The sequence below is a fragment of the Hafnia alvei genome (assembly GCF_964063325.1).
GTDB classification, from domain to species: Bacteria; Pseudomonadota; Gammaproteobacteria; order Enterobacterales; family Enterobacteriaceae; genus Hafnia; species Hafnia alvei_B.
This window is the reverse complement of sequence record NZ_OZ061315.1, coordinates 1,234,701-1,257,996: the sequence shown is the minus strand read 5'-3', so window position 1 is coordinate 1,257,996 and position 23,296 is coordinate 1,234,701. Positions and strand designations below refer to the sequence as shown.

At 49.3% G+C, this 23,296-nt stretch carries 23 protein-coding genes; 3 read left to right on the top strand and 20 right to left on the bottom strand.

What is annotated here, in order from left to right:
• Positions 1-529 precede the first annotated feature (529 nt).
• Complete coding sequence (locus AB3Y96_RS05960) at positions 530-895, bottom strand: FaeA/PapI family transcriptional regulator (RefSeq protein WP_072308978.1); 366 nt, start codon at positions 893-895, stop codon at positions 530-532.
• Positions 896-1,064: 169 nt separating this feature from the next.
• Between AB3Y96_RS05960 and AB3Y96_RS05955 the strand changes: the two genes are divergently transcribed.
• The 3 genes from AB3Y96_RS05955 to AB3Y96_RS05945 all read left to right on the top strand — a co-directional run bounded on the left by AB3Y96_RS05955 (position 1,065) and on the right by AB3Y96_RS05945 (position 3,531).
• Complete coding sequence (locus AB3Y96_RS05955) at positions 1,065-1,814, top strand: helix-turn-helix domain-containing protein (protein ID WP_072308977.1); 750 nt, start codon at positions 1,065-1,067, stop codon at positions 1,812-1,814.
• Complete coding sequence (locus tag AB3Y96_RS05950; RefSeq protein WP_168780296.1) at positions 1,807-2,280, top strand: hypothetical protein; 474 nt, start codon at positions 1,807-1,809, stop codon at positions 2,278-2,280. Before AB3Y96_RS05955 ends, AB3Y96_RS05950 begins: the two co-directional genes overlap by 8 nt.
• Before the next feature lie 108 nt (positions 2,281-2,388).
• Positions 2,389-3,531: an HD-GYP domain-containing protein gene (locus AB3Y96_RS05945; protein ID WP_367298729.1), complete on the top strand. Its 1,143-nt coding sequence runs from the start codon at positions 2,389-2,391 to the stop codon at positions 3,529-3,531.
• A gap of 33 nt (positions 3,532-3,564) precedes the next feature.
• Here the strand turns inward: AB3Y96_RS05945 and AB3Y96_RS05940 are convergent, their stop codons facing one another.
• The 19 genes from AB3Y96_RS05940 to AB3Y96_RS05850 form a co-directional block, all read right to left on the bottom strand.
• Entirely contained in the window at positions 3,565-4,302 is a 738-nt protein-coding gene (locus AB3Y96_RS05940) for an SDR family NAD(P)-dependent oxidoreductase (RefSeq protein ID WP_367298728.1), read from the bottom strand.
• Position 4,303: 1 nt separating this feature from the next.
• The gene (locus AB3Y96_RS05935) at positions 4,304-4,555 is read right to left on the bottom strand and encodes a phosphopantetheine-binding protein (RefSeq protein ID WP_367298727.1); all 252 of its coding nucleotides are present in this window, start codon (positions 4,553-4,555) and stop codon (positions 4,304-4,306) included.
• Positions 4,556-4,582: 27 nt separating this feature from the next.
• Positions 4,583-5,359, bottom strand: coding sequence for a MaoC/PaaZ C-terminal domain-containing protein (locus AB3Y96_RS05930; RefSeq protein WP_367298726.1), 777 nt, complete (start codon positions 5,357-5,359; stop codon positions 4,583-4,585).
• Positions 5,356-6,609, bottom strand: coding sequence for a beta-ketoacyl synthase (locus AB3Y96_RS05925; protein WP_367298725.1), 1,254 nt, complete (start codon positions 6,607-6,609; stop codon positions 5,356-5,358). Before AB3Y96_RS05925 ends, AB3Y96_RS05930 begins: the two co-directional genes overlap by 4 nt.
• Positions 6,599-7,996: a TolC family protein gene (locus AB3Y96_RS05920; RefSeq protein WP_367298724.1), complete on the bottom strand. Its 1,398-nt coding sequence runs from the start codon at positions 7,994-7,996 to the stop codon at positions 6,599-6,601. The genes AB3Y96_RS05925 and AB3Y96_RS05920 overlap by 11 nt, the downstream gene beginning before the upstream one ends.
• A complete protein-coding gene (locus AB3Y96_RS05915) occupies positions 7,993-9,936 on the bottom strand; it encodes an ABC transporter permease (RefSeq protein WP_367300279.1) in 1,944 nt (647 codons plus the stop codon). Before AB3Y96_RS05915 ends, AB3Y96_RS05920 begins: the two co-directional genes overlap by 4 nt.
• A gap of 14 nt (positions 9,937-9,950) precedes the next feature.
• Positions 9,951-11,111 carry an efflux RND transporter periplasmic adaptor subunit gene (locus AB3Y96_RS05910; RefSeq protein WP_367298723.1) on the bottom strand — a complete coding sequence of 387 codons (1,161 nt, stop codon included), beginning with the start codon at positions 11,109-11,111 and terminating at the stop codon, positions 9,951-9,953.
• Entirely contained in the window at positions 11,108-13,246 is a 2,139-nt protein-coding gene (locus AB3Y96_RS05905) for a peptidase domain-containing ABC transporter (RefSeq protein WP_367300278.1), read from the bottom strand. The genes AB3Y96_RS05910 and AB3Y96_RS05905 overlap by 4 nt, the downstream gene beginning before the upstream one ends.
• A 9-nt stretch (positions 13,247-13,255) precedes the next feature.
• A complete protein-coding gene (locus AB3Y96_RS05900) occupies positions 13,256-14,206 on the bottom strand; it encodes an ABC transporter (RefSeq protein WP_367300277.1) in 951 nt (316 codons plus the stop codon).
• A gap of 5 nt (positions 14,207-14,211) precedes the next feature.
• The gene (locus AB3Y96_RS05895) at positions 14,212-14,880 is read right to left on the bottom strand and encodes a DsbA family protein (RefSeq protein ID WP_367298722.1); all 669 of its coding nucleotides are present in this window, start codon (positions 14,878-14,880) and stop codon (positions 14,212-14,214) included.
• Positions 14,881-14,971: 91 nt separating this feature from the next.
• On the bottom strand, positions 14,972-15,166 hold the full coding sequence (locus AB3Y96_RS05890) for a DUF4762 domain-containing protein (protein WP_072308969.1): 195 nt from the start codon (positions 15,164-15,166) through the stop codon (positions 14,972-14,974).
• 96 nt (positions 15,167-15,262) lie between these two features.
• On the bottom strand, positions 15,263-15,937 hold the full coding sequence (locus tag AB3Y96_RS05885) for a LuxR C-terminal-related transcriptional regulator (protein ID WP_367298721.1): 675 nt from the start codon (positions 15,935-15,937) through the stop codon (positions 15,263-15,265).
• Between the two features lie 22 nt (positions 15,938-15,959).
• Complete coding sequence (locus AB3Y96_RS05880) at positions 15,960-16,502, bottom strand: fimbrial protein (RefSeq protein ID WP_367298720.1); 543 nt, start codon at positions 16,500-16,502, stop codon at positions 15,960-15,962.
• A 9-nt stretch (positions 16,503-16,511) separates the two neighbouring features.
• Entirely contained in the window at positions 16,512-17,558 is a 1,047-nt protein-coding gene (locus AB3Y96_RS05875; protein WP_367298719.1) for a fimbrial protein, read from the bottom strand.
• Entirely contained in the window at positions 17,558-18,181 is a 624-nt protein-coding gene (locus AB3Y96_RS05870; protein WP_072308965.1) for a fimbrial protein, read from the bottom strand. Before AB3Y96_RS05870 ends, AB3Y96_RS05875 begins: the two co-directional genes overlap by 1 nt.
• A 16-nt stretch (positions 18,182-18,197) precedes the next feature.
• Positions 18,198-18,944 carry a molecular chaperone gene (locus AB3Y96_RS05865; protein WP_072308964.1) on the bottom strand — a complete coding sequence of 249 codons (747 nt, stop codon included), beginning with the start codon at positions 18,942-18,944 and terminating at the stop codon, positions 18,198-18,200.
• A gap of 91 nt (positions 18,945-19,035) precedes the next feature.
• Positions 19,036-21,510, bottom strand: coding sequence for a fimbria/pilus outer membrane usher protein (locus AB3Y96_RS05860; RefSeq protein WP_367298718.1), 2,475 nt, complete (start codon positions 21,508-21,510; stop codon positions 19,036-19,038).
• A 64-nt stretch (positions 21,511-21,574) separates the two neighbouring features.
• On the bottom strand, positions 21,575-22,132 hold the full coding sequence (locus AB3Y96_RS05855; protein ID WP_072308962.1) for a fimbrial protein: 558 nt from the start codon (positions 22,130-22,132) through the stop codon (positions 21,575-21,577).
• Positions 22,133-22,209: 77 nt separating this feature from the next.
• Positions 22,210-22,749: a fimbrial protein gene (locus tag AB3Y96_RS05850; RefSeq protein ID WP_072308961.1), complete on the bottom strand. Its 540-nt coding sequence runs from the start codon at positions 22,747-22,749 to the stop codon at positions 22,210-22,212.
• Between the last annotated feature and the right edge of the window lie 547 nt (positions 22,750-23,296).

The following is a 23,296-nucleotide window of genomic DNA, read 5'->3' as shown; positions in this document are numbered from 1 at the left end:
AAAAACAGCCTAGAGGGCTAATCTCTGACTGATGCACACACAACGCCTGCCACCTAAACTTATGGCCGCTCGTAACCCACAGTACGAACAAATGCATAACAACGTGCGCGGTAGTCATATTCACTGCGCACGTTGCCATAAAAAAAGGGACACCTTTCATGCTTTGTCAGAAAAGCATCCCTCTCATTAGCTCAATGTTATAAAAGTTAAACAAGCTCTTACTTAGCAACTTTAACATTAATGCTCGATTAGGTTTTTATCAAAGTCATCAAATGAAATCTGTAAATCATGAATAAAGATTGTAAATTCTAGTTAGCATTCTCATCTTGGCTGATGAAAAAATAAATATGGCATCTTTTAATATTTACATTTCAGAAAAAACACATAATAACAATATTAAATGTACCTGAAACATGCTAACGACATTGCGTCACTTGGCAAAAATCATAAAATAGGAACATTCTTGTAAATCTGCGAGATCTTCATTATTTGATCTTTTTATATTAAGGTAATGATTCCGAGTTACCCTTCATTGTTGCAAACAAAAAACCGCCTTGTTAGAATCATTTGCAATTTCTACAGGCTCTTCAGATAAAAACCACCGATGGTGTTTTTGCATTTTATCCCTAGCAATCCTCCCCTCTTTTTCCAAAGGAAGAAGCAAATGCCTGACTCTATAAATCGAGACTTCACATAGTTCGGCTAATTGCCTTGTAGACAGCCCCTCTGTTCTATCTCTTTCTAATAAACGGAGAATCAATCCCTGTTCCGGCACGCTAACCATCATGTGGTTACTTAAATTCATTGCTGCCGCCAACACTCTAAGATTATCCTGTGGAACACGTTGTCCTTGGAACAATAAAGAAGGATGAGAAGAATAAGATTCAAGTTTCATTTGCCGAGCTCCTTGTTATCAAATGAGCCCCAGTATGCTTCCCGCCTGCATAGGCAGCAAGATTAGCCCAGGAAATCAATAATAACGATATTTTTACCTGATATTTATGTGTTTTTTATATTAAAAACCTAACCAAGCTAAAAAAACTTGATTTAGTATGGAGATTAACATGAGGTTCGATATAGAGGGATTTGTCACCTTTGATACTGAAGATGCGTCACTGGTCAATATTATTACCGGAGATTGTATCGAACTATCGCAAACCTCTAATCGTCTACTTACTGAGTTACTGCAGCACCGTAGTGATATTCTCTCTCGCGGGGAAATATTTCAGTCCGTATTTGACAAATATGGTGCTAGAGCATCTAACAGCAATCTAAACCAGTATATCTCTACGTTAAGAAAAAATATGAACCATCTCGGCATTCAAAAAAACATCATCATTACCGTGCCAAGAATTGGTTTTAAAATTGCTGAAGATGCCATCATTACGTGCGATCAAGAATACAATTCTTTTTTTACACCTACACCAATAAAGCAAGAAAAAACTGAAAAAATGGATTCTTGGTTGCGCCCTATAGCAATATCAGCAACAATAATCACCCTTCTTTTTTTGTTACTCACGGTTATTATTAAGTTCACAAATAACAATAAAGAGGTAGGAATTAAAAAGATCACAAAAGAAAGCTGTATTATATTTATACCTTCAAACCTTCCGTTTAATGATGTGATAAATAATGAGCAGTTGGGACATTTGTCCTTAGATAAGCTTGACTGTTCGAGTAAGAAAAAGCTCTACATTTATAAAAAACAGAGAAATAGTGTTCTAGGAACCAACATCCAGATTTTCATTACAGAATGTGATGAAGAAAAAAACAGGTGTACAAGTCACTATTATAGAGAAAAGAAAAATGCATAAGAAAATTTATCTATCTATCATATTTCTCTGCTCTACGGTGGTGATTTTATGGGCCGTATTAAAATATCATGCACCAGATAGTTTTATCTGCGACGCAGACTTCTCTATTGAGCAAAACATTAACGATATGCATACCATTTCAACAGGTATGCTCTCGATAGAAACATCACAAAACTATCTCTTTATTAATGTTGATGGTTTATTAACCCGCAACAATGAACGATACATTATTTCCCGAAGCATTCAGGTTACCTACAAAGCCTACAACAAAACCTTTCACCTCTATAAAGTGACGGCGATAAAGACCTCTCGATACGACTCCGACAACATTGATGATAATACCGCCTCTGAACTTTTTTTTAGTAACAGCGATAAAAACCGCATCATTTACATTAACAAATCTTATGATGGCGTCATGCTATTCGGTAACTCAATTTTTCCACAGTATGGTTGTCACGTAAGATAACTAGTTATTAATTAAAAGAAAAAACATAAAAACCACTCACCTCAAATAAAAATAATCATGGATATAAACCTAATACACACATTAGCCTGCATATCGAAAACCATTGATATGATAAACCCAAAGCTGAACATGCATCATGTTCGAACGGCATTCATTGCTTGGCATTTAGCCAAAGAAGCGTCGTTCTCACCCGCAAGCTGTCGTCAAACGCTTCTGGCTGCGCTGTTACATGATATCGGCGGCCTGAATGAGCAGTCCAGACTAGCGCCGCTCAGCTATTATGATAATGATCATAACAATCATGCGCTTATAGGTGGTTTGTTATTAGCTCATATTCCACTATTCAAACCGCTTAGCGATTTTGTTCGCTATCATCACACCAGCTGGGATTACGGCACCGGCAGCATTATTGACGGTGAGCAAGTGCCCGAAGAAAGCCACATTATCTACTTGGCCGATCGTATTGATGTGCTGCTGGCACAATATCGACACCAAGATCTGTTTGCTCTACGCGATGTGCTAACAAAGAAAATTCAGGAAGGCATCAATGTATTGTATAAACCTGAATTTATTCAAGCCTTTACGAAAATCGCTGCACGTGATGATTTTTGGTCTGTGATTCAATCCTCTAACTACCTAGATTACATTAGAGAAATCCCCCGGATTCATAACAATACAATCTCGTTGCATAACTTCCGCGATATTATGAATTTGCTGGCTTTTATCATCGATCAATTCAGCGAAGATGATGATTGCCATTCACTGGTAGTGGGACGTCTGGCGGGTTATCTGGCAAAAGAATCAGGTATTTCCCCCACACAGTGTCTAAAAACAGAAATCGCTGGCTTTTTGCACAACATAGACAGCCTCGATCGAAGTTCACCAAACTCCCCTCAGCATATTTGGGAGATACTTCAACCGATTGAAGGAATGAGTGATATCGCTGAATGGTGCATGTTGCTGTCATCCTCTAAAGAAGAAAGAACAAGCGGCTCTGCCGAACAAGATATTTTATCCGTCAGCCATCGAACCGCTTTGGCGCTAGAAAAAAAGCTTTCTACCCATGAACTTATCGCTGATTTAAAACTGGCCGTACGGCAAAGTGAAATACCACCAGCTCTTTTTCGTCTAGCCTGCGATCGCGCCGCCATGTTGGTGCAAATTTATCAGGTAACGACGCGTGAAAGACGCGCATTGGTGCAACATATCGATAAACTCAACCACGCGTTAAATCGCGAAAAGCACGAATAAAAACATACTTAGTGAATCGATATGCTCAGGCCATTAAGCGGACAGCCCGCCATCGAGAATAAGCGTTTGTCCCGTTAAGTAATGGCTATTTTCACCAATTAAAAACTCTGCCGCTTTAGCAACTTCATGCGGATGCCCTAAACGGCGCAGCGGGATCTCCTGTCGCATGGCTTTCAGCTTAGATTCAGGCATAGCTTGAGTCATACCGCTATCGATAAGCCCCGGCGCCAAGCAGTTGACCCGAATGCCAAAACGCCCCACTTCGCACGCCAACGAACGCGCAAGCCCCATCATTGCCGCTTTGCTCGCCGCATAGGCGGTCTGACCACGGTTTCCCTTGATAGCGCTCACCGAAGACATCAACACCACCGCCCCCTGCCCTTGCAGCATCATCGCCGGAAGCAATATGCGGTTCCAATTGATAATCGCCACCAGATTGGTCTCCAATACATCACGCCAAATCTCAGCGTCTTGATGTATATGCAGTGCGTCTCGCGTCACTCCAGCATTGTGAATAATGGCGCTCGGTGCGCCAAATTTATCGACTAATCGTTGGGCCAGCAGGGCAACCTGTTGTTCATTTTTCCCATCGCAGGCATAGCCTTGTACCCAGGTGTCAGTTTGAAGATTTTCGGCTCTTCTCTGCGTTCCCACCAAGCTTTCCGCGCTGCGACCCGTAAATACCACATTCCAACGGGGCAGTAATTCAGTGACCAGCGTCTGCCCGATTCCCCGACTGCCGCCGGTGATCAATACCCATTTCTGCGTCATGTTAGGCCACTGACTCCTTATCGATAAATTCACACACTTCGCGCAGCGTAATATTTGGATGCTGAATAAAGAGTTCGGCGGTTAGCGTCACACCGAATTCTCGCTTGGCTAAGATGATCAGTTCCACGTAGTCCAAACTATCCAAAGAAAGAAGCGCAAGAGGCGCATCGGGCTGTATCTCTTCGCACTCTAAATCTTTGGCATCGGCAATCATCTCACTCACTTTTTCATAAATAACATCATACTGACTCATATTTTTCCCTTATTATTCAGCGGCTAATTAGCCAATTTTTAACGTAATCGCATTGCTGATAAACGCATTCTGATAATGCGTATGGGCGGCAATACGCACCAGCGCGCTGCCCGGTGCATCGTTGATGAGTAACGCCGGCTCAATGTGGATAACCAGCGTTTCAGGTGAAATCGGATTGGCCCATGAAGCGAGCAAGCGACGATCGAACACCAGTTCCTGATGAGTCTGAACCACCGGAAACTGGGTAAAAATAGCCTCAAATGACGCCAGCGCATTCTGGGGGAAATAGTGGCAAAGCACCTGCTGGCGCAGCAGCCCACTATCATGAATCAGATAACGAAACAGCAGCGCGTCCAAAAATTGCCACTGCTGGGCATATGGCTGTAAGGAAGCAAACGTCTGCCCGTGGCGGATGATATCTTCAGCCTCAAGCGTTCCACTTTCTCCCTTATCACCATCGACCAGAGACTGCACCGCGCTCACCTGACATGACATGCTCGCCGTTCCTGAATCAGGATGAACGATGGAAGCCTTTCGTCCCGTACCGATCAGTTGATAGGGCGTATCGCACCACACCGGCTGGCGTAATCGCGCGACGCAGCGTAGATAAGCCGCCGACTCATCCAAGCCCAAAGCCGCACGCGCAATCTCCTGCTTGATGTCCAGCAGTGCGCGCATACCATGAACCCTAAGGCCTTCACCGCGCTGCCGCGCTAGCTCAAGATCAAAATGAATCGGGTTATAGTCACCGGAGAATTCGGCCCAGCGGTTGGCATCTGCCAAAGTGTATTGAACGGAAGTCACGGATGTTGCTCCAGAATCAATGCCGCATTCGCGCCGCCAAAGCCAAAACTCAGGTTCAGCGCACGCGCCACTCGCCCAGCCCGGTGTCCTTCAGCGATATAATCAAGATCGCACAAAGGATCAGGCTCCGTCAGATGCGCGGTTGCGGGCATAATCTGGTGCTGCATCGTCTGTAAACAGATAATGGCTTCAAAAGCGCCTGCGGCAGCAATCAGGTGGCCTGAATATGATTTGGTGCTCGACGTTGGGATCGCATACGCCGTTTGGCCTAAAGCCAGCTTCAGCGCTTGGGTTTCATTGAGATCGTTAAGCGGCGTAGAAGTGCCATGGGCATTGATATAGTCCAGATCTTCCGGTGCCAGCCCCGCTTGCTCTAACGCATGCTTGATCGTGGCCACACGGGCAACGCAGTCTTCCGCCGGAGAGGTGAAATCAAAGGCATCGGAGAAATTACCGTATCCGGTGACTTCGCCTAAAATGGCGGCCCCTCGTGCCAACGCGCTTTCTCGCTCTTCCAAACACAGCACGCTGGCGCCTTCTGAAAGCACAAAACCGTTGCGCTGGGCGCTAAATGGGCAGCTTGCACGCAGAGGATCGCTCGGCTCGTGACACAAAGCGCCGAGCACGTCGATGTTCCACACAGCACCATCGCCCGTTAAAGATTCACCGGCACCGGCGAGCATCATATTGGCGCGGCCGCTGCGGATAACCTCGAAAGCATCGCCAATAGCGACCGTTCCCGTTGCGCACGCGGCCACAACGGTATTTTGATAGCCACGCAGATTCCAATATTGGCTGCATGCAGCCGACGTCACGTTCGGCATGGTGTAAAAGCAGTTGAACGGAGAGGAAACGCCCTGCAAGGCAAACTCTCTGGCAGCATAATAGCTTTCGTCGAGTCCACCCCAGCCGGTTCCCATAATGGCGCCACACATCAGGGGAGAGTAGAAATCGAGCGGCGAATTTTCACCAAACGCCATGCTCATGGCCTCACGCGCGGCGCCTAGCGTCAGCCGAGCAAAACGCGGCAAACGCCGACGGATCGCGGCCGGAACGCCTTTTAGACTGGGTTCTTCCGCGATAAGCCCCAGAAAGTGCGCCTTGATACCCAGTTCGGTTTTATCCACGTAGCCATAGCCCAACTGATAATCCATGATGGCCTGCCAGCTGGCCTGCGCATTTGAGCCCAGCGGCGTGATTGCGCCATAGCCGGTCACCACAACGCGCTTCATCTCATTATTACGCTGCATTTTTGATTGTCCTTGGTTGCGAATTCCCGCCGCCCTGTGCCAGCCACAGCTGTAGCGTGGCATAGAGATAGTCGTACTGAGCCTGCGTCAGGCTGTTTTCCAATGTGAGCTGCACATCCTGCGCATCGAGCAACGTTTGGTAGTCCACTGCACCTGCTCGATAACGGCTTTCAGTTAACGCTAAACGCTGTTTTCCTAACGCTATCGATTGGTGTAAACGGCCACGCTGTTCATCTGCACTCAGCCGCTGCTCCATGGCGTTATCCACTTCAGAAAGCGCGGTATAAGCCGTCTGGCGAAACGCCACCGCCGCCTGCTTGATCTGCAAATTCGACTGCTCGATGGTGAGCTGCACGGTGTTCCACTGAATAAACGGCAACGCGACAGCGCTGCCCACGGTGCGGGTCGGATTGTTAAACCACTGACTGAAAACCTGACTTCCGGCGTTCATGGTCGCGTCCAGCGAGAGCGAAGGATAAAAACTCAGACGCGCGGCGTCGTAGCCCGCCAGCGCCGCTCGTAAACGAGACTCGGCTGCCTGAATATCAGGGCGCTGGCTAATGACCGCCAGCGGCGTGACCGCAGCGATAGCGACCTGTTGTTCGGTATTAAGCGTGGCGAGTTCATCGGCATGCTGTTCTGCGGGACGGTTAAGAAGCAGTGCCAACGCATTGCGAGAGGCTTCGCGCTGCTGCAACAGCGCCCGCAATGAATTCTGGCGACTTAAACACGTTTGGCGCGCCTGCAATACGTCGAGCAAACCGACTTTGCCCACCGCATGCCAAGACTCAATCTGCGCCAGCGTTTGCTCGGCAATTTCCAAACTATCGCGCAAATTACCGATCTGCTGATTAAGCAACGCGATAGTCCAGTAGATTTGCGCGGTTGTCCCAATGGTTGATAGCACCGTCGCCCGATAATCTTGCTCGCTCGCGGTGGCCTGCCACTCGCCTTGCTCACGTACCCGAGCCAATTTCCCCCACAAATCCAGCTCATAATTGATCGACAAAGACGCCGCGTAGCTCTCCTGCGCCGCCGAATGATGGCGCACCGATTGACTATTGCTGGCCGATCCTCCGAGCGAAACGTCTGGGGTTAAATTGGTGTTGGTGAGTCCAGCTGCTACCCGTGCCTGCTGAAGCGTAATCGCCGCGGCGGCTAAATCGTTATTGCTCGCAAGAACTTGGTTAACCACCCGCGTCAGACGCGGATCGTTAAACCCTTGCCACCAGTTTGCCGAGCCCGATGCCAACACGTTGGGATCTTGCGCCATTTTTTTCTGCCACTGCGTCGGATAAGAGATCTGTGGACGCTGATAGTCACTGCGCGTCAGGTTTCCGCATCCAGATAGCAGCAAAATGATGGAGATAACGTAATGAAGTTTCATTCGCGAGCCAGTGCCTCTGTGGGGTTGAGCTTCGCCGCACTGCGTGCTGGAAAATAGCCGAAGGTCAAACCGATGAGCGCAGAGAACGCGCACGCGATCGCCACGGGAAGCCACGTAAACGCCATCGAAAATTCATCGGTGATCAGAGCAAAAATCTGAGCCGCAATCCACGAGCCACCTACGCCGACAAGGCCGCCCAAGGTGCAAATCATCACGGCTTCGATTAAAAACTGGTGCATGATGTCGGAGGGACGCGCGCCCACCGAAAGCCGGATCCCAATTTCATGGGTTCTTTCCGTTACCGAAACCAACATGATATTCATCACTCCGACGCCGCCCACCAGCAGTGAAATAGCGGCAATCGCGGTGATCAGCAGCGACATCGAATCAGAGGTTTTCTGCATCGCCTTGGTGAGCTGATCGTCGGTTTGAGAGAAGAAGTCTTTCTTGCCGTGCTCACGCGTCAGCAGATGCTCAACGGTCTGCATCGCATCCTGAGGCGTTAGGGATTCTTGAAAGCGCAGAACGATGGCTTCTAAAGGTTTGTCGCCGGAAATACGCTGTTGCAGCGAAGTATAGGGCAGCCATCCCGCCATAAATCCGCCCACCACTTTTGGCCCTGGCTTCACGGCCACCCCCACCACGCGCCATGATGCACCAGCAATCTGCACAATTTGGCCGAGAGGATCTTCGCCATCTTGAAACAGGGTGTCGCGGCTGGTTTCATCCAGCACCAGAACCGGTTCTCCCTCGGCAACATCACGAGCGGTAAACCCATTGCCTTGAATAAAACGAATGCCCTGTAGCGCAAAGAAATCCTGTGATACGCCGGATAACATCATCGACGAGTCGTAGCCTTTGCGTACTGCGGTCGCCATGCTGCTCACCTGCGGAGATACGCCCTCTGCCCACGGCTGCTTTCGCAGACTCGCTACGTCATTGAGCGACAGCGCACGTTCCATATCGGGTCGCTTGCTGCCCCAGCCAGTACCCGGCCGAATTTCTAGCGTGGTGTTACCTAACTTGCCAATTTCATTCATGATGGTTTGGCGCGCCCCTTCCCCCACGGCCATTGAAGACACCACCGATGAAATGCCAATGATGATGCCAAGCATGGATAAAAAAGTGCGCATGCGATGCCCCAGCAGAGAACGCCAAGCCATCCGCATCGATTCATGAATGCTGCGCCACAGCGAAGCTCGACCATTATCTCGAACCACGGGAATATGCTGCGCCAAACGCTCTTCGGGGCAGGACTGATTGATTTCATCCGCGATAATGCGGCCGTCGCTGATTTCAACGATGCGCTGCGCCTGTTTAGCAACGCCGTGATCGTGCGTGACAATAATGACCGTATGACCATCCGCATGCAGCTGATGAAGAACGCCCATCAAAGCCTTACCGCTAACGCTATCCAAAGCGCCGGTAGGCTCATCCGCGAGGATCACCTGCGCGCCATTGATTAACGCGCGGCAAATGCTTACGCGCTGCTGCTGCCCGCCAGAAAGCTGCGCGGGGCGATAGCCCAAGCGACTTTTCAAACCCAATTTTTGCCCCAGCATCTGAATACGCGCTTTGCGTTCACTTTCGGGCATGGCGGTATACAACGCGGGGATAGCGATGTTTTCTTCTGCGGTCAGATAGGGCATTAGGTGATAGCGCTGGAATATAAACCCGAGATAGCAGCTGCGTAGCTCAGCAAGCCGATCGCTATCCGTTTCGTTAACGCTGATCCCGTTGATCAGAACCTCGCCCCGCGTGGATTTATCCAAGCAGCCAATAATGTTCATCAGCGTCGATTTTCCGGAGCCAGAGGCACCAATAATGGCAACCATCTCGCCTTGCGCAATCGTCAGCGTAATATCATTGAGCACCACGTGAGTTTGGTTACCGGCAACAAATTCGCGGTACACGTGGCGCAGCTCAATAATGGGATTCATCTTCGCCATCGCACTCATCCCTGTGCCCCATCCGCTGGCATCACCACACGATCGCCCAGCTGCAATCCATCAAGCACCTGAGCAAATTGACGATCGTTGATACCAATACGGATCTTGCGCTGCTGTGGCTGGCCATTTTCAAGTACGGTAATCAGGTAGCTGTCGGTGCTCAATGCCCGTCCCAGCGTCGAAACCGGCACACGCAGCACATTCTTCGCCTCAGCAACGCGCACAAAGACCTGAGCCGTCATGGAGGTTTTCAGCTCGCGCTGTGCGTTATCAACGGCAAACGTACCGTTGTAATACACCGCGTTGGCCTGCTGGCTTGCGGTGCTGCTGCCGCTTGCCTGCTCTTCCAAGGCTTCTTGAGGAGCAGGCTGAACAAAGCCCATCCGGCTGGTGTATCGTTTCTCAGGGTTGGCAATCACATAGAACCACAGCGGCTGACCGGGCTGTATTTTCTGAATATCCGCCTCTGAAATCCGCGTTTGAACCAGCATTTTATCGAGAACGGCTAATACCAGAATGGTGGGCGCCGTTTGTGATGACACAATGGTTTGCCCTTCATTGGTCACAATGCCCAGCACTTCACCGCTGATCGGCGCAATAATGCGGGTATAGCTCAGGTTAGCGTTGGCGGTTTTGACCACCATTTCAGCCTGCACAATCTGCGCATCATTCATCTCGACCTGCTGGCGCTGAGCGTCATATTGCGCCTGCGCCTGCTCCACATCGCTTCGCACGCCGGAACCATCGCGCATCATGGCTTGTTGGCGGTTCAGTTCCTGGCGATAGCGCACCAACATGGCCTGCGAGGCCAATTTTTGCGCTTTAGCGCTGGCTAACTGCGCGGTTGCATTGCTCAGATCGGACTCTTGCAGCGTGGGGTCGATCTCCGCCAGCAACTGCCCTTTCTCGACTTTGTCGCCCTGACGAACATACAGTTTTCGTAGCTGCCCATTAACCTGCGCCCCGACGTTGACCTGCATCGATGGCTTAAGCGTACCGGTCGCCAAAACCACTTTTTCAATGTCACCCCGATCAACCTGTTCGGTCATTACCGGTTCTGGCGCAGAAAAACCGCGCGACAGGCCGATCGCCGTCAGCAATATGATCGCCCCGGCAAGCAGCGCGAGTAGCCAGCGCGAGGTGACAAAAGCGCGCCATTGCTTCATGCCAAAAGCTCCACGTTAGCCATCGGTTTGGCCTCAGCTGGCGCTACAGGCGCAAGCTCGCCGTCTGACAGGTGATAAACCTGCGAAAACTGCGGCAGAATGTGCTGGCTGTGAGTCACCACAATCAAGGTTTTGCCGGTTTTACGGCAATGTTGTTGCACCGCGGCCATCACGGTGCGCGCGGTTTCGTTATCCAAATTGGCCGTGGGTTCATCCAGCAGCAAAATGGGACGCGAGCTATACAGCGAACGTGCCAGCAGCAGGCGCTGACGCTGGCCAAGCGAAAGCGCGGCATGGCTTTCACGTATTAGCGCATTGATACCGCCGGGCAGCTGATGGATCACCGGATACAGCGCCAGCGAGGTGAGTAATTCCTCAATGCGGCCGCGATCGCTGTCTCGATAATGAGGGTCGAACAGGGTGATATTTTCTAAAACGGACGCATTAAACAGAATGTCTTCTTGGCTATGCAGGGATACCAACGAAGCCAACTGCTGAGCCCGAACGGGTTTTCCATCCACCAGCACGTCGCCCTCTTGAGGGGTGAACAAGCCCGCGATCAGCCGCAGTAAAGTACTTTTCCCCGCCCCCGATTCGCCGACAATCGCGATTTGCGATCCCGCAGGCAGATCGAGAGAAATACCCGTGAAAATCGTTTTCGCCGGATCGTAATAGAATCGAACCCGCTCAAAGCGCACATGCGGCGCGACCGTACTTAGCTCGGTGCTTTGCGGTACCGCATGTTGATCTTCATTGGCCAAGAACAGGCTGTGAGCACGGGTATCAATCACATGCAGCTGTGATTTTTGAATAATCGAAAAGAAAATACGCGTCACATAAGAGCTAAAAATCTGACGTAGGAAGCTATAGGCAAAAAAATCGCCCAATGAGATCTGCTTGCTGTTCACCATGGGCAGAACCACCAGCATGAAGACCACCATCTCAAGGCTGCCCACCAGTTGATACAGCCCCTCTTTGACCTGCTGATAGACCTTCTGTCGCTGCAGGCAGCCAAACAGATCGCGGCTGAACCATGCAAACTGAGCCTTACGTTGGCTCTCAAGCCCGGCCGTTTTGATGGTTAAAACGCCTTGCAAGGTTTCCATAAAAAAGTCATTGAGCACTGCGCTTTTAAGCTGTAGCTGCTGGGTATACCAACGATCGCGCAGCACCGCCCAAATGCTGATCATCCCCATGGCTATCACCCCCACGCCTGAAATCAGCGCCAGCACGGGAGCAATCCAAAACATAATGCCCAGCGCGATAAGGCAGATAACCCAATCGCTTCGTAAACCGTTATCCAGCTCGATTTTCTGCAACAGGCCGCCCTGCCAGGCAATAAATCGGCTAAAGATGTCGCCCGGTGCGCGTTTTTCAAAAAACCGCAGCGGATTGGCGAGCAGTCGCGAAAAGCCCACGCTGCTATTGAGCAGGACAAAACGTTTGATAAAGCGCTCGCTGATCACGCGCACACCCAGCGCCAGCAGCGTTGAGGCTATAAACGCGGCAATAAACCAACCGTAGGGGAAGCGGCTGTTACCCACCTCAGCAAACGCCTGATTAATGGCGTTACTCACCATCGAAGGCATGAGGAACAACGTGAGAGAAACCAAAAACGTTATCAACATCAGCCCATACATGCCGGGCACCGCTGCCGTTTCTTTCAAACTCATCGCATGCGGCAATGCGTTTTTCGTCGTGCCTGCTTCGGCGCTCTTTTCGGCGGTAACCAACGTTTGTGGGTCGAGAATGAGCGCATAACCGCTGATTTCAGTTTTCAGCGAGGCAAAGGGCAACCATTGCTGGCCAATCGCGGGATTCATCACACACACCTGCTGGCCTTTGCGATAGGCCAACACCACATAGTGGCTCGCGCCATAGTGCAAAATGGCCGGCAGGGGCAATTCACTGAGCTCATGGTGCTCAAAAAGCACGGGAGCCGAAGCAATGCCAAGACTCGCCAAAATGGAGGATAAATCGTTCAGTGAAGTCCCATGATCCGAAGCAGGGAAACGCGCTCTCAGCGTGTCCAGATCGGTTTTTCGCCCCTGCGTTTGCGCCAGCATGGCAATGCACGCCAGCCCGCATTCGTTGGTCTCTTCCTGAAAAATCAGATCGGGTATTATTGGTTTCATCATCATCAGTTATTGATTGATAAAATACAGAGAGTGGCTATGCCAAAGCAGCCAATCATGTGGATGTTGCTGCAGCGCCTGCTCGATGATTGCTGGCAGTTTCTCCGCCACATCGCGCGCTTTTACCGGCTCATGAATATGGATACGCAGCCCGTCTTGCTCATAGAGATGATAGAAAACCACCTGTGCGGAAACGGCCCGCGCCAAACGCACAATACCGCTATGCAGCCCCGCGACGCGTCCAAACAGCCGGCAGCGTAGTTTCCCCGATGCAGCCTCTTCGGTTTGCACGGTATAGTCCGGCGTAATATCAGGAAAAATAATGAGGTTCTGCTGCCCCATCGCGACGTCGCTAAGTAATGCAGTGAGGCTGGAAGCCAGCTGTTTACTATCTTGATGAATAGAGCAGTAGGAAAGATTGACGCCCCCTAAGGCACGCGCGCGGGCGTTGTACTGTTCAGCGCTGGAAGAAACGATAACGCTAGCGCGCCCCGGCGTTACGCCAGCGCCTACCATCGCAGCGAGCACATCAGAAATACTGTGCAGCGGCGCCAATATGACCGCATTTTTTCGCAGGCGAAGCGGCGCCACGGCCTCATCAAGCTGCTGAGTACAGGCGGCAAGCTGCCGTAGCACTTTTGGGTTTTGTGCCCACGTTGCGCTGGCCTCTAGAATTTTGCGCCGAACCGCAATCCATGACGCATCGATGCGCCCTTTTTGCCCCGTTAAGCAGTGAAAGTTCTGGGTCGCAACCGGATTCTGATGACGAAACTCCCGCCCAAGCACGCCCAAAAAACAGAGCCCGCGAGCGATAGCCAGCACAAGGCGCACGTTACAAAAACGCAGCACCCAGCAAAAGAATGCTTTCAGCGCGGAAAATAAGCGATCAACGATTTGACGCAAATATTCGCCGATATTTTTGGTGCTGAAAACGATCCAAACCAGCAGAAACCGGGTCATCGCCATTACTTATCCTTTCCAAGCAAATTCAACATACGTGTTGAGAATTCAGGGAAAGAACTATCTTGAGCGACAACAAAACGCTTATTAATAATAAAGATCGGCGTGGCCGTAACGTCATAAAAATCTGTAATAGCTGACATTTCATCTAATCGATGCTTAACGGCTTCACTGGCTCGCACGTTTTTATATTCAGCAATATCAATGCTATTTTTAACCAGCCATTTATCTAATTCCGCGGTATCCGTTAGATTAATACCTCGGGCAATAATAGCGTTATATGCACTATCACGTACGGCAGGTTCTACGCCCATTTCTTGTAGCGTGGCAAAAATAGGGGCAAAGGCAGATAACCCACTTTTTTCCGTATTGATATGTATTGATTCAAATACCACACCGGCAGGCAGTTTTTTAACGAACTCCCTCACATTATCCTCATTCGCGGCGCAGTAATGACAGCCATAAGACATCACTTCAATAATGCTATTATTTTCTTTTATTGGGCTTTTCTCTGCCTGCGCAATAGTTAACTCTTTCTGTGGCGACGTTTGATTATCGTTATCACTGGAAAACGACTTGAACACAAATACATGGTAAAACAACACGGTCATCAAAGATGAGACAATGACAAGCAGCAATGAATAGCTAATAACCGTTGTGCGTTTAAACTGCATAATTTTAATGTCCCAACATTGATCGTCGAATAAATACATGGAGAGAAACTCTCCATGTATTGGTAACTATTTATTTAGAAAACGAGAGAGATTAACGATTTGGCACGCGGCACAGGTTCATATCGGCATCTTTCATGGTGGTCGTGGAACCATGTTTGTCAGTGCAAACTGTCACTAACTTACAAGATGCTACGCCGCCAACTACCACGGTTTCATAAGAGCTGCTACACGTTTTGCAGTTGCCACCCACGATCTGTGCGGCTTCCGCTGCATTAATGTGTTTCATATATAATCCTTACCTTAGTTTATTAAAAATATGCAATGAATTGCATGTACCTACCGATGAACATTGCACCAGTAATATTTAAAAATCGTTAATAACTCAGTCGTTCCGAGGTGTTGGCACAATACATTTAAAAACATTAAATAAAGCAACATTGCTGGTGACATTAAACCGCTTCATTAAACGTCGTTTGTAATAACTCAACCTTCTAACGTTAATATTGACTTCGTTCGCAATCTGCGAAAGTGATTTACCTTTAAATAGCTCTTCCATTAGCCACCACTCATCGCTTGAGATATAGCACCCGGCATCGGCAGTTAACCATTTCATTCGGGTGTAGCTCACCAATGAGGGACTAAAAACCGTTTGCCCTATTTCGCTGCATTTCAGCTCATTAAAAAACAGACTCACATTCTGTTTAGACTCACTTTTTAATAGCCAATGTGCGCCGGGCAATAGCGAGTGCAGCGCAAAAAAAAGTGGGATATTATTTTCGCTCAATAAGATAACGAGTTTCTGCCTATGATGGCGGTAGTACATCTTGATCATATTGAGCACATTAAACCGCCCCTGAGGGAAGCTTTCAAAATCACAAATCACCCAGCGCTGTTCTCGTTCATTCCTTTGCTGTTTAAGCACCTCAACGAGCTGATGTATATTATTGGAGCTGGTAAATTGGACTCGCATTGAGTCATCACAAGCATCCTGAATAACGAACTTCAAGCCTTGAGAGAAAAAGATATTTTTATCAAAGAAAAAGCACTGATAATTCATTTATAAATACCTTCTCAGCAAGTCACTGATAATTTAGCGTGTAGTTAGCTGTTGCAGTGAAAGCACCGGTCGTTAGCGTTCCATTCGCTAATGCCTGTGGTTCGCCCTCCACGAAGGCTTGGAAGTTCAACTGCATCACGCTATCGGTGATCGCCGTTGCGTTGGTTGGCGTATTAAGTTGAATCGGTGAACCATCGCTTTCTTCTAAGCCAATACCTACGCCGCTCGCGCCGCTTGGCGCCACGGACTTAATGGCCAAACGGTCGGTCATGTTCGAATTTCGGTCGCCGTCAAAGGTGACAGTTACCGAGTCAAATACGCTGGGGTTGCAGTCTTCTAACACAATCGAAAACGCAATGGGGGTGGTTTTCCCCGTGGCATAAAGCGACTTGGTAGAAATCTCACCAAAGTCCACCGGCACTTTTTCCGAGCCCGGAGCAATGCTGCAAGGCAAAGCGACAACCACGCCTTTAAACGTCATCGCGCCGCCCACCAGCTCTCCCGCCGCTTCAACCGCGCTACTGAACATCAGCGTTGCTAGTACAGCCAGTTCCATCAGACGCATACTCTCTCCTTACTGGAACTCTGCAACAACGGTTGCGGAAGCCTGAAAATCACCTTCCTCAATGTTGGTTCCGGCGTTTGCAATCGGCGCGGCGATGAGGTTCCAATCTCCCTCGTTATTGTTAAAACCGGGGACGTTATAAAATCTGTTCGGCGTAATGGTCGAACCGCTCTGATCGGTCAGTTTGATACCCAAATTTGAACGATCGCCCGAGCCGGTGGTTCCCAGATAATCACTGTTAAAGCTGGCTGGGCTGGCCTGCTGAATCGCCAATTTGATATTCAGGCTGCCGGTGGTAAAACTCCCGCCTTCGCACTTCACGTGAATCGGCACGTTATGGCTGTAGTTATTGCCATTGAGCTTGCTGCCCGTACCTGGAATGGTGCCGAAATCCACCACGATCGGCGTTCCCTGATTCACCACGCATTTATCAGGTACGGTAAGCACACCCGAGTTGATATAAATCACCGACATTGGCACTGAGCCAATACCGGAGGCCGTTGAACCTATCCGGCCATATAACTCGGCAATTTGCGTCCCGACCAGATTGACGCCGTTGATAATGGGTTTCGTGATCATAAAAGTGACACGCCCCTTCGACCCAGACTCAAAGTCGGTGTACTGCACCGATGGCGGCGCACAGGTGTTCTGGTACGCACGATTGCTTTCATTGTTGAACGGAACCGGTAGGTATTCGAGACGGTTACCACGGATGTAGATTTCAATTTTGACATCCATATAGTCGTTCAATCGCAGATAGCCGGGGTTATTGCCCGATTCAGCCAACGTCGCACGCGAGGTGAAAAATACCGGCTGATTCGTCATCGGCGTATTGCAGTAGGCTGTCCCGGCATAAAGCCCACCTAATGCAAACTCCGAGCTAATCAGAGAACCCGCCACGTTAGAGGTAATATCCTGATTCCCCACATCGATGTTGTATTGATGTGGGCCACCGACCGGGATAATTTCGCCATCGATATAAGCCTGCGCGCCAACGGGAAGTAGCGATAGAACGAGCGCGCACGTTTGGCGTGAGAATAGGCCAGACAGTTTCATTACAAATACTCCATTTTCACGCGCAGCAATCCTTGAAACTCACCGGCGGTGACCGAGTTTCCCGTCGATTCCAATGCGGCCATAAAGGTCAATACGCTATCGCCGTATTTCACCAGAGAAGGCGTCTGGGTCTGATTAATCGCCAGCTTATTGCCAGACATATCCATCAAACGAATGCCTGCGCCTTGCACCATACCGGTGGTGTGTAATAGCGCGGGGTCGGCTACGTCGGACTCACCGATAAAGGTCATCTGCACGGCTTGCTCGCCGGTGGTATAGGCTCGCCAATCGCTTCCGGTCGTCTTAGACGCCAAGCTACTCCGCGCCATTGATGCCCCTTTGAGGCAATCGCGTAGATAGATTTTGATCAGCACCGGCTGGCTGCGATCGCCAGCACGATGAAAGCTACGCGCCGTCATTTCGCCCATATCGATATCTTGCGTCCGGCTCTCCCCCGCCATCACGCACGGAGAGGCATATACAGAACCATGGAACCGAACAATGCCGCCATCTTCACCAGCATGATCCCGATCTTGATGTTGTGGCAACAGCGGCACCGTAGACTGAGCCTGAAATACGACGCCCAGTGCCAGAAATGCGCATAACGCGAATCGATTTTGCATTGTCGGGTCCTTATGGTTATTCCTGCTGCGCGCTAGGTAACGCTTTACAGGTGCTGCCTGAACAGCTGAACTTCAGTTCTGGATGGCCGCCATAATCATTGACATACATCATGGAGAACGCGCTCACCGACGCATCGGTAACCGCAAAATCAAGGCTCGATTTCGGGGCAACCATAATTCCTGGGAAGCGAGTTATTTTGCTGCCCGCGCTGTTCGTTAAACCAATAATCGTGACGTAGTACGGCGTTGGGTTTTGCGCCGTCATCGTGCTGCCGCTTTTCTGGAACACCACTTGGTTTTGCCAGATCTCATTTTTACTGGTGGGGATAATGGCCGCCGGGCGATAGAAAAGCTTGATACGTGACTGCATAGCGAGCTGCAGCATGTTGGGCTTGTTCGGCTTAGGCGGGATTTCACGCACGTTGAGATAAAACAGGCTTTCGCGATCCTGCGGCAGCGTGTTCACCGCACTGGTTTTGGTTACGCGTGCAATCCCTTTCTGCCCACCGTTGATTCGCTGTAGCGGCGGTAACACCATTAACGGCGAGGTGATCTTGTGACCTTCCGCGTCCTCTACCCATGACTGAGCCAAAAAAGGAATATCTGGGCTCGTGTTGGACAGGTTGGCGCTCGATGAGCTCTCTTTTTCGGTAATAATGATCCGCGTGCGATCCAATGAAACGCCCGCCTGCGCGTAGCCGGTTAGAACCGTCAGAGCCATCGCCGCTATCCAGCCGCATCCGCTTTTTTTCTTCATGCTCATTTTTAGCCTTTTATGACAGTTATGGATTTGTTGCTTCGCCATAGATTGGTGGCTTCGCCATAGATTCGTTGCTTCGCTTTAGCCGCATCGCTTAATGGCAAGGCAGCAAAACAGAATTCGAATAATTCGACGCCTGTGCCGGAATAGTGACTTTGCACTGTGTTTTGCCGTTCCAGACTACCTTGAGCGTCTCATCAGGATTAACGCCGGCAAGCCACGCCTGACCGTCATCAAGCACCATCGCTACGCTGACACCGTCGCCATTAAAGACTTCAGCGCCGAAAGGCGGTGTGCTGCTATCAGAGCGACGAATGTTTGCCATCATCTTCATCCCTTTTGCCATTCCGAAAGACTGATAGCCGATAGCGCCTTCGGTCAGCGTGGTCGTGCTAATGGCTTTCGACGGCTCGATATCACTGTCCATCGCATCAACGTCAACGCGGGTATCAAAGCTGTTGTAGCTGACTACGTCGGGTACTACCGCGATGCCAAATCGGTTGGTTCGCGATTTGCTTCCGTTTAGCGGAACGCCTGCAATGCCGTTGGTATCTACCATCATGCGAGCCGTATTGAGCGTGGCTCCGCTGTTATGCAGCGCGGCACCGTGGCGTGTCGCCGTGAAACCACCGCGCAGCGTGCTGCTTAGCGCCACATAATGGCTTTGCTGATAGCTGAGGTTGCTGTTGATTTCTGCCATCTGCGAACGGTGCTGGTAATAGCCATCCATATTAGCGTTGCCGCTTTGGCTGGCCCCTGCGCGCACTCGCCATAGGTTGTTGTTGTCGCTATTGTCGGTGTACGACATCATCGGGCTGGTTTTGCCATTATTGGTTTGCATATCCAAACCGGCCCAGCGGCTATCGCCAACCGGCACAGAGATTGAAATCGCAATCGAATCATCACGCCGATCTTTGTAGTCGGTGCGATACGCCGAGAGATTGGCCGTAATACCGTTAATTTCGCCGACGCGGAAAGTTCGTCCCAGTGACACGCCATAGCGATCTTGGCTATTTCGATCCCAATAGTTTTGGTGGGTATAGGTCAGAAAAGTGGTCAACGTTTTGCTCGGCTCATCAGCCCAGAACGTTTTGTTACCGGTGATGGTGTATAGCTCTTTCTCACGCCCGACGTGGTCGTAATCCTGATAGCGTTCATCCATGTATTGCGCCATCGAGCGGAAATCTTGCTGCGAGAATCGATAGCCCGCAAACGTGATGGAGCTGTTGTATTCGTCGAAGGTTTTGGCGTAGCTGAGTTTGTACGACGTTCCTTTCAGGCGCTCCCCGTCACGGTTTTGGCTCCATGATTCGGTGGCATCCACGGAAATAGCCCCAAACATGCTGAGATCTCGCCCAATCCCCATCGACATGGCGTTGTACTCTTCACCCGCCGTTTGCAAACCACCATACAGAGACCATGCGTTAGAAATCCCCCACGAGAAATCCCCCGAGACAAAGCCCGGCCCTTGGGTTTGGTGGGTATAACGAGAAGGCTGCCCCGCGGCGATGTTGTAACGCACGTAGCCTGGGCGCGTAAGGTAAGGGATATTGGCGGTATTCACCTGAAAGGTAGATACCGAACCATCCTGCTCTTCAACTTTGACGTCCAACGTTCCACGCACCGAGCTGCTCAGATCCTGAATGTTGAAGGGACCGGCTGGCACGGTAGTTTGATAGATAATTCGACCGCTCTGGCTCACCGTTACTTTCGCGCTGGTGCGCGCCACGCCGTGCACTTCTGGCGCATAGCCTTGTAGGCTTGGCGGTAACATACGCTCGTCGCTGGACAGATTGACGCCGGTGAAACGCAGCGTATCGAAGACCTGCGAGTTAAGGTAGATTTCGCCCAGCGTCAGTTTGGCCGCCATCATAGGCAGCGGACGGTAGGCATAAATCTGGTTCCAATCAAAATCAAATTGATGAGTTGAGTTGTAGTAGCTGGTCTGATATTCACTGCGAAAACGCCAGCCAGCCAAATTAAACCCCGCCTGACCATAGCCGGACAAAGAATTGTAATCTTCACTGTGATCGAGCTGATGGGTAATCTGCCCTGTCAGGCTGTAATCAAAAATGACGCCAGCAATACCGTTATCCCAACGCTCCGGTGGCGTCCAATTGGGATCGTTATATTTCATCCACGCCTGCGGCACCGTAATATCCAGCGTCCCCGCATAGTTGCTAAGCTTAGCCCCCGATAAACTCTGCAAGACAAAGCAGTTTTCCGTAACCTGCTCAACTTTAAGTCTGGCCTCTTCCTTCAATGCCAGCTTATCCAGCACGGCCTGACTGATGCAGGCTTGCGTACTTTTACCATCGGGTAACAGCGCGTAATGCACCTTGTCTTGGCCTATTGGCTGGCTGTTAATTTTGATATCCAACAGGTAATCACCGGCAGCAACATAGTTGTCTGAAGCAAAACGGGATAAATCAACATGGGTGCGATCGGACGCATCCAATACGTCGGTATTAAATTCAACGAGATCGTCTGCATATACCGTATTGGCATAACAGAAAATAATCACCTTTAAGGCCACTATTTTTAATTTTGTTTTTAGTGTTACCGACATGACAATTTATCCCGAATTAATCGACGGAATACGCCGAATACCCCAAATGGTATTGGTTAATTTTTTAGTTATAATCAATAAAAAAACGTGCAATAGCATAAAACTCACCGGCTTTAATATGTTTATTAACCGGAACCAGCGAGGCGGTAAATCTCAGAATATTATTCCCGTTACTTAAATCATATCCGGGAGAAGGTTGTCCTATTGTCAGCATACTTCCATGCTGATTACGTAAATGAATCCCAAAGCCTTCCCCTTCTCCGGTAACTAATAGAGCCGAGGCATCATGAGGAGCTGAATTGCCAATAAATGTGATAGTGGCATAAGGAAAACTGTCATCATCAGCCACTTTATTTTTAATAACTCTGCACCCGGTAAGGTGAATATTAAAATCTTTGGTGAGGTGACTTTCACTATCCATATTAATGTCACGTGCAGATACTTCACCAAAATCAACCCAGATCTCACGCGAATCAGGATCAATGCCACAGGCAGTTTCAATCAGCTCACCAGACATTTCTACTTTCCCTGGTGTAATACTGGACGCCAGCGTGTCAGCGGAAAAAAGCAGCGCATATAAAAAAAGCATCACTGATATTTTTTTCTTTATTCCTGACATCATGCTCGCTATCCCTACTGAATATTTCGCAGATAGAATACGGGGGATAAACTCCCCCCGTATGCACCACTTCTAGGCGATTACTGGTAATCGATCTGGAAGTTGATCGTTGACTGGAAAGAACCTGCGGTTACAGGGTTTGCAGTCTGATCCGCGCTGTCTGCTTTAACATAGGCAACGAATGGAATGGTGTTAGCACCGTTAACCAGCTGTACAGCCGTGGTGCCCTGGCCCCAAACCACATCCTGACTTGCGCTGTCTTTCAGACCGATACCGGCATTAGCCGCGGTGCCTGAAGTGAACGCAGCCAAAGTTGCATCAGCTGGGTTTACGCTAGTTGGGGTGTAAGAAACAACGGCGCTAGTCGCAACCGTAGTATCGCAGTCCTGCAGTTCGATGTTTTTCTGCACGTTACCGGCATGAGCGCCGTTAGCCAGAGCTGAAACTGGGATCTGACCAAAATCAACAGATACTGGGCTAGAATTAGGTGATAAACCGCAGGCAGTATTCACCAATTCACCTTGGAATTGGATTTGGCCATTGGTGGTATCAGCCAGAACAGACATAGAACTTACAGCAGCGGTAAATGCTACGGCTAAAGCAACTTTATTCAATTTCATAAAAATTTCCTGCGTAATATAAATATCCTAAAAAAAGATAAAGAGCATTTAAGCCACAGGACGCAATCCAAGCGACAATAGAAGCTCTCTGTGTTATTGGTATAAATCCTTTTAAATAATTAAAGACGCTATGTGTTTATCATAATTATTATCCTGCTCCATCGGACGAACAAAATGCTATCAAATCCCATTCATCGTTAAAAGCCTTACACCCAAAGAGGATTAAGTACGTATTTAAAACTCGCAACAATGCTATATGCGCTATTTTAATCTCGCGAAGTATTTGGAATCATCCTAGTCGCGCCATTTTTTAATCTCGGAAAATACTTAGATATAGTTTTTCCTATAAAGTTAATACACGTCAGCACACCACATACGTGTATTAATAATTAATAGAGAATGAGAACCGTTAAACGAAGTCGTATTATGAAGATGCATTAAGAAGATATATTAAGAAGTGATATTAAGAAGTAGCAATAAACTTGGAGGCTGTTTGTTGTCTCTAGAGAACAGCCAGAAAACTGGCTGCTCTAGAACATCTAATAGC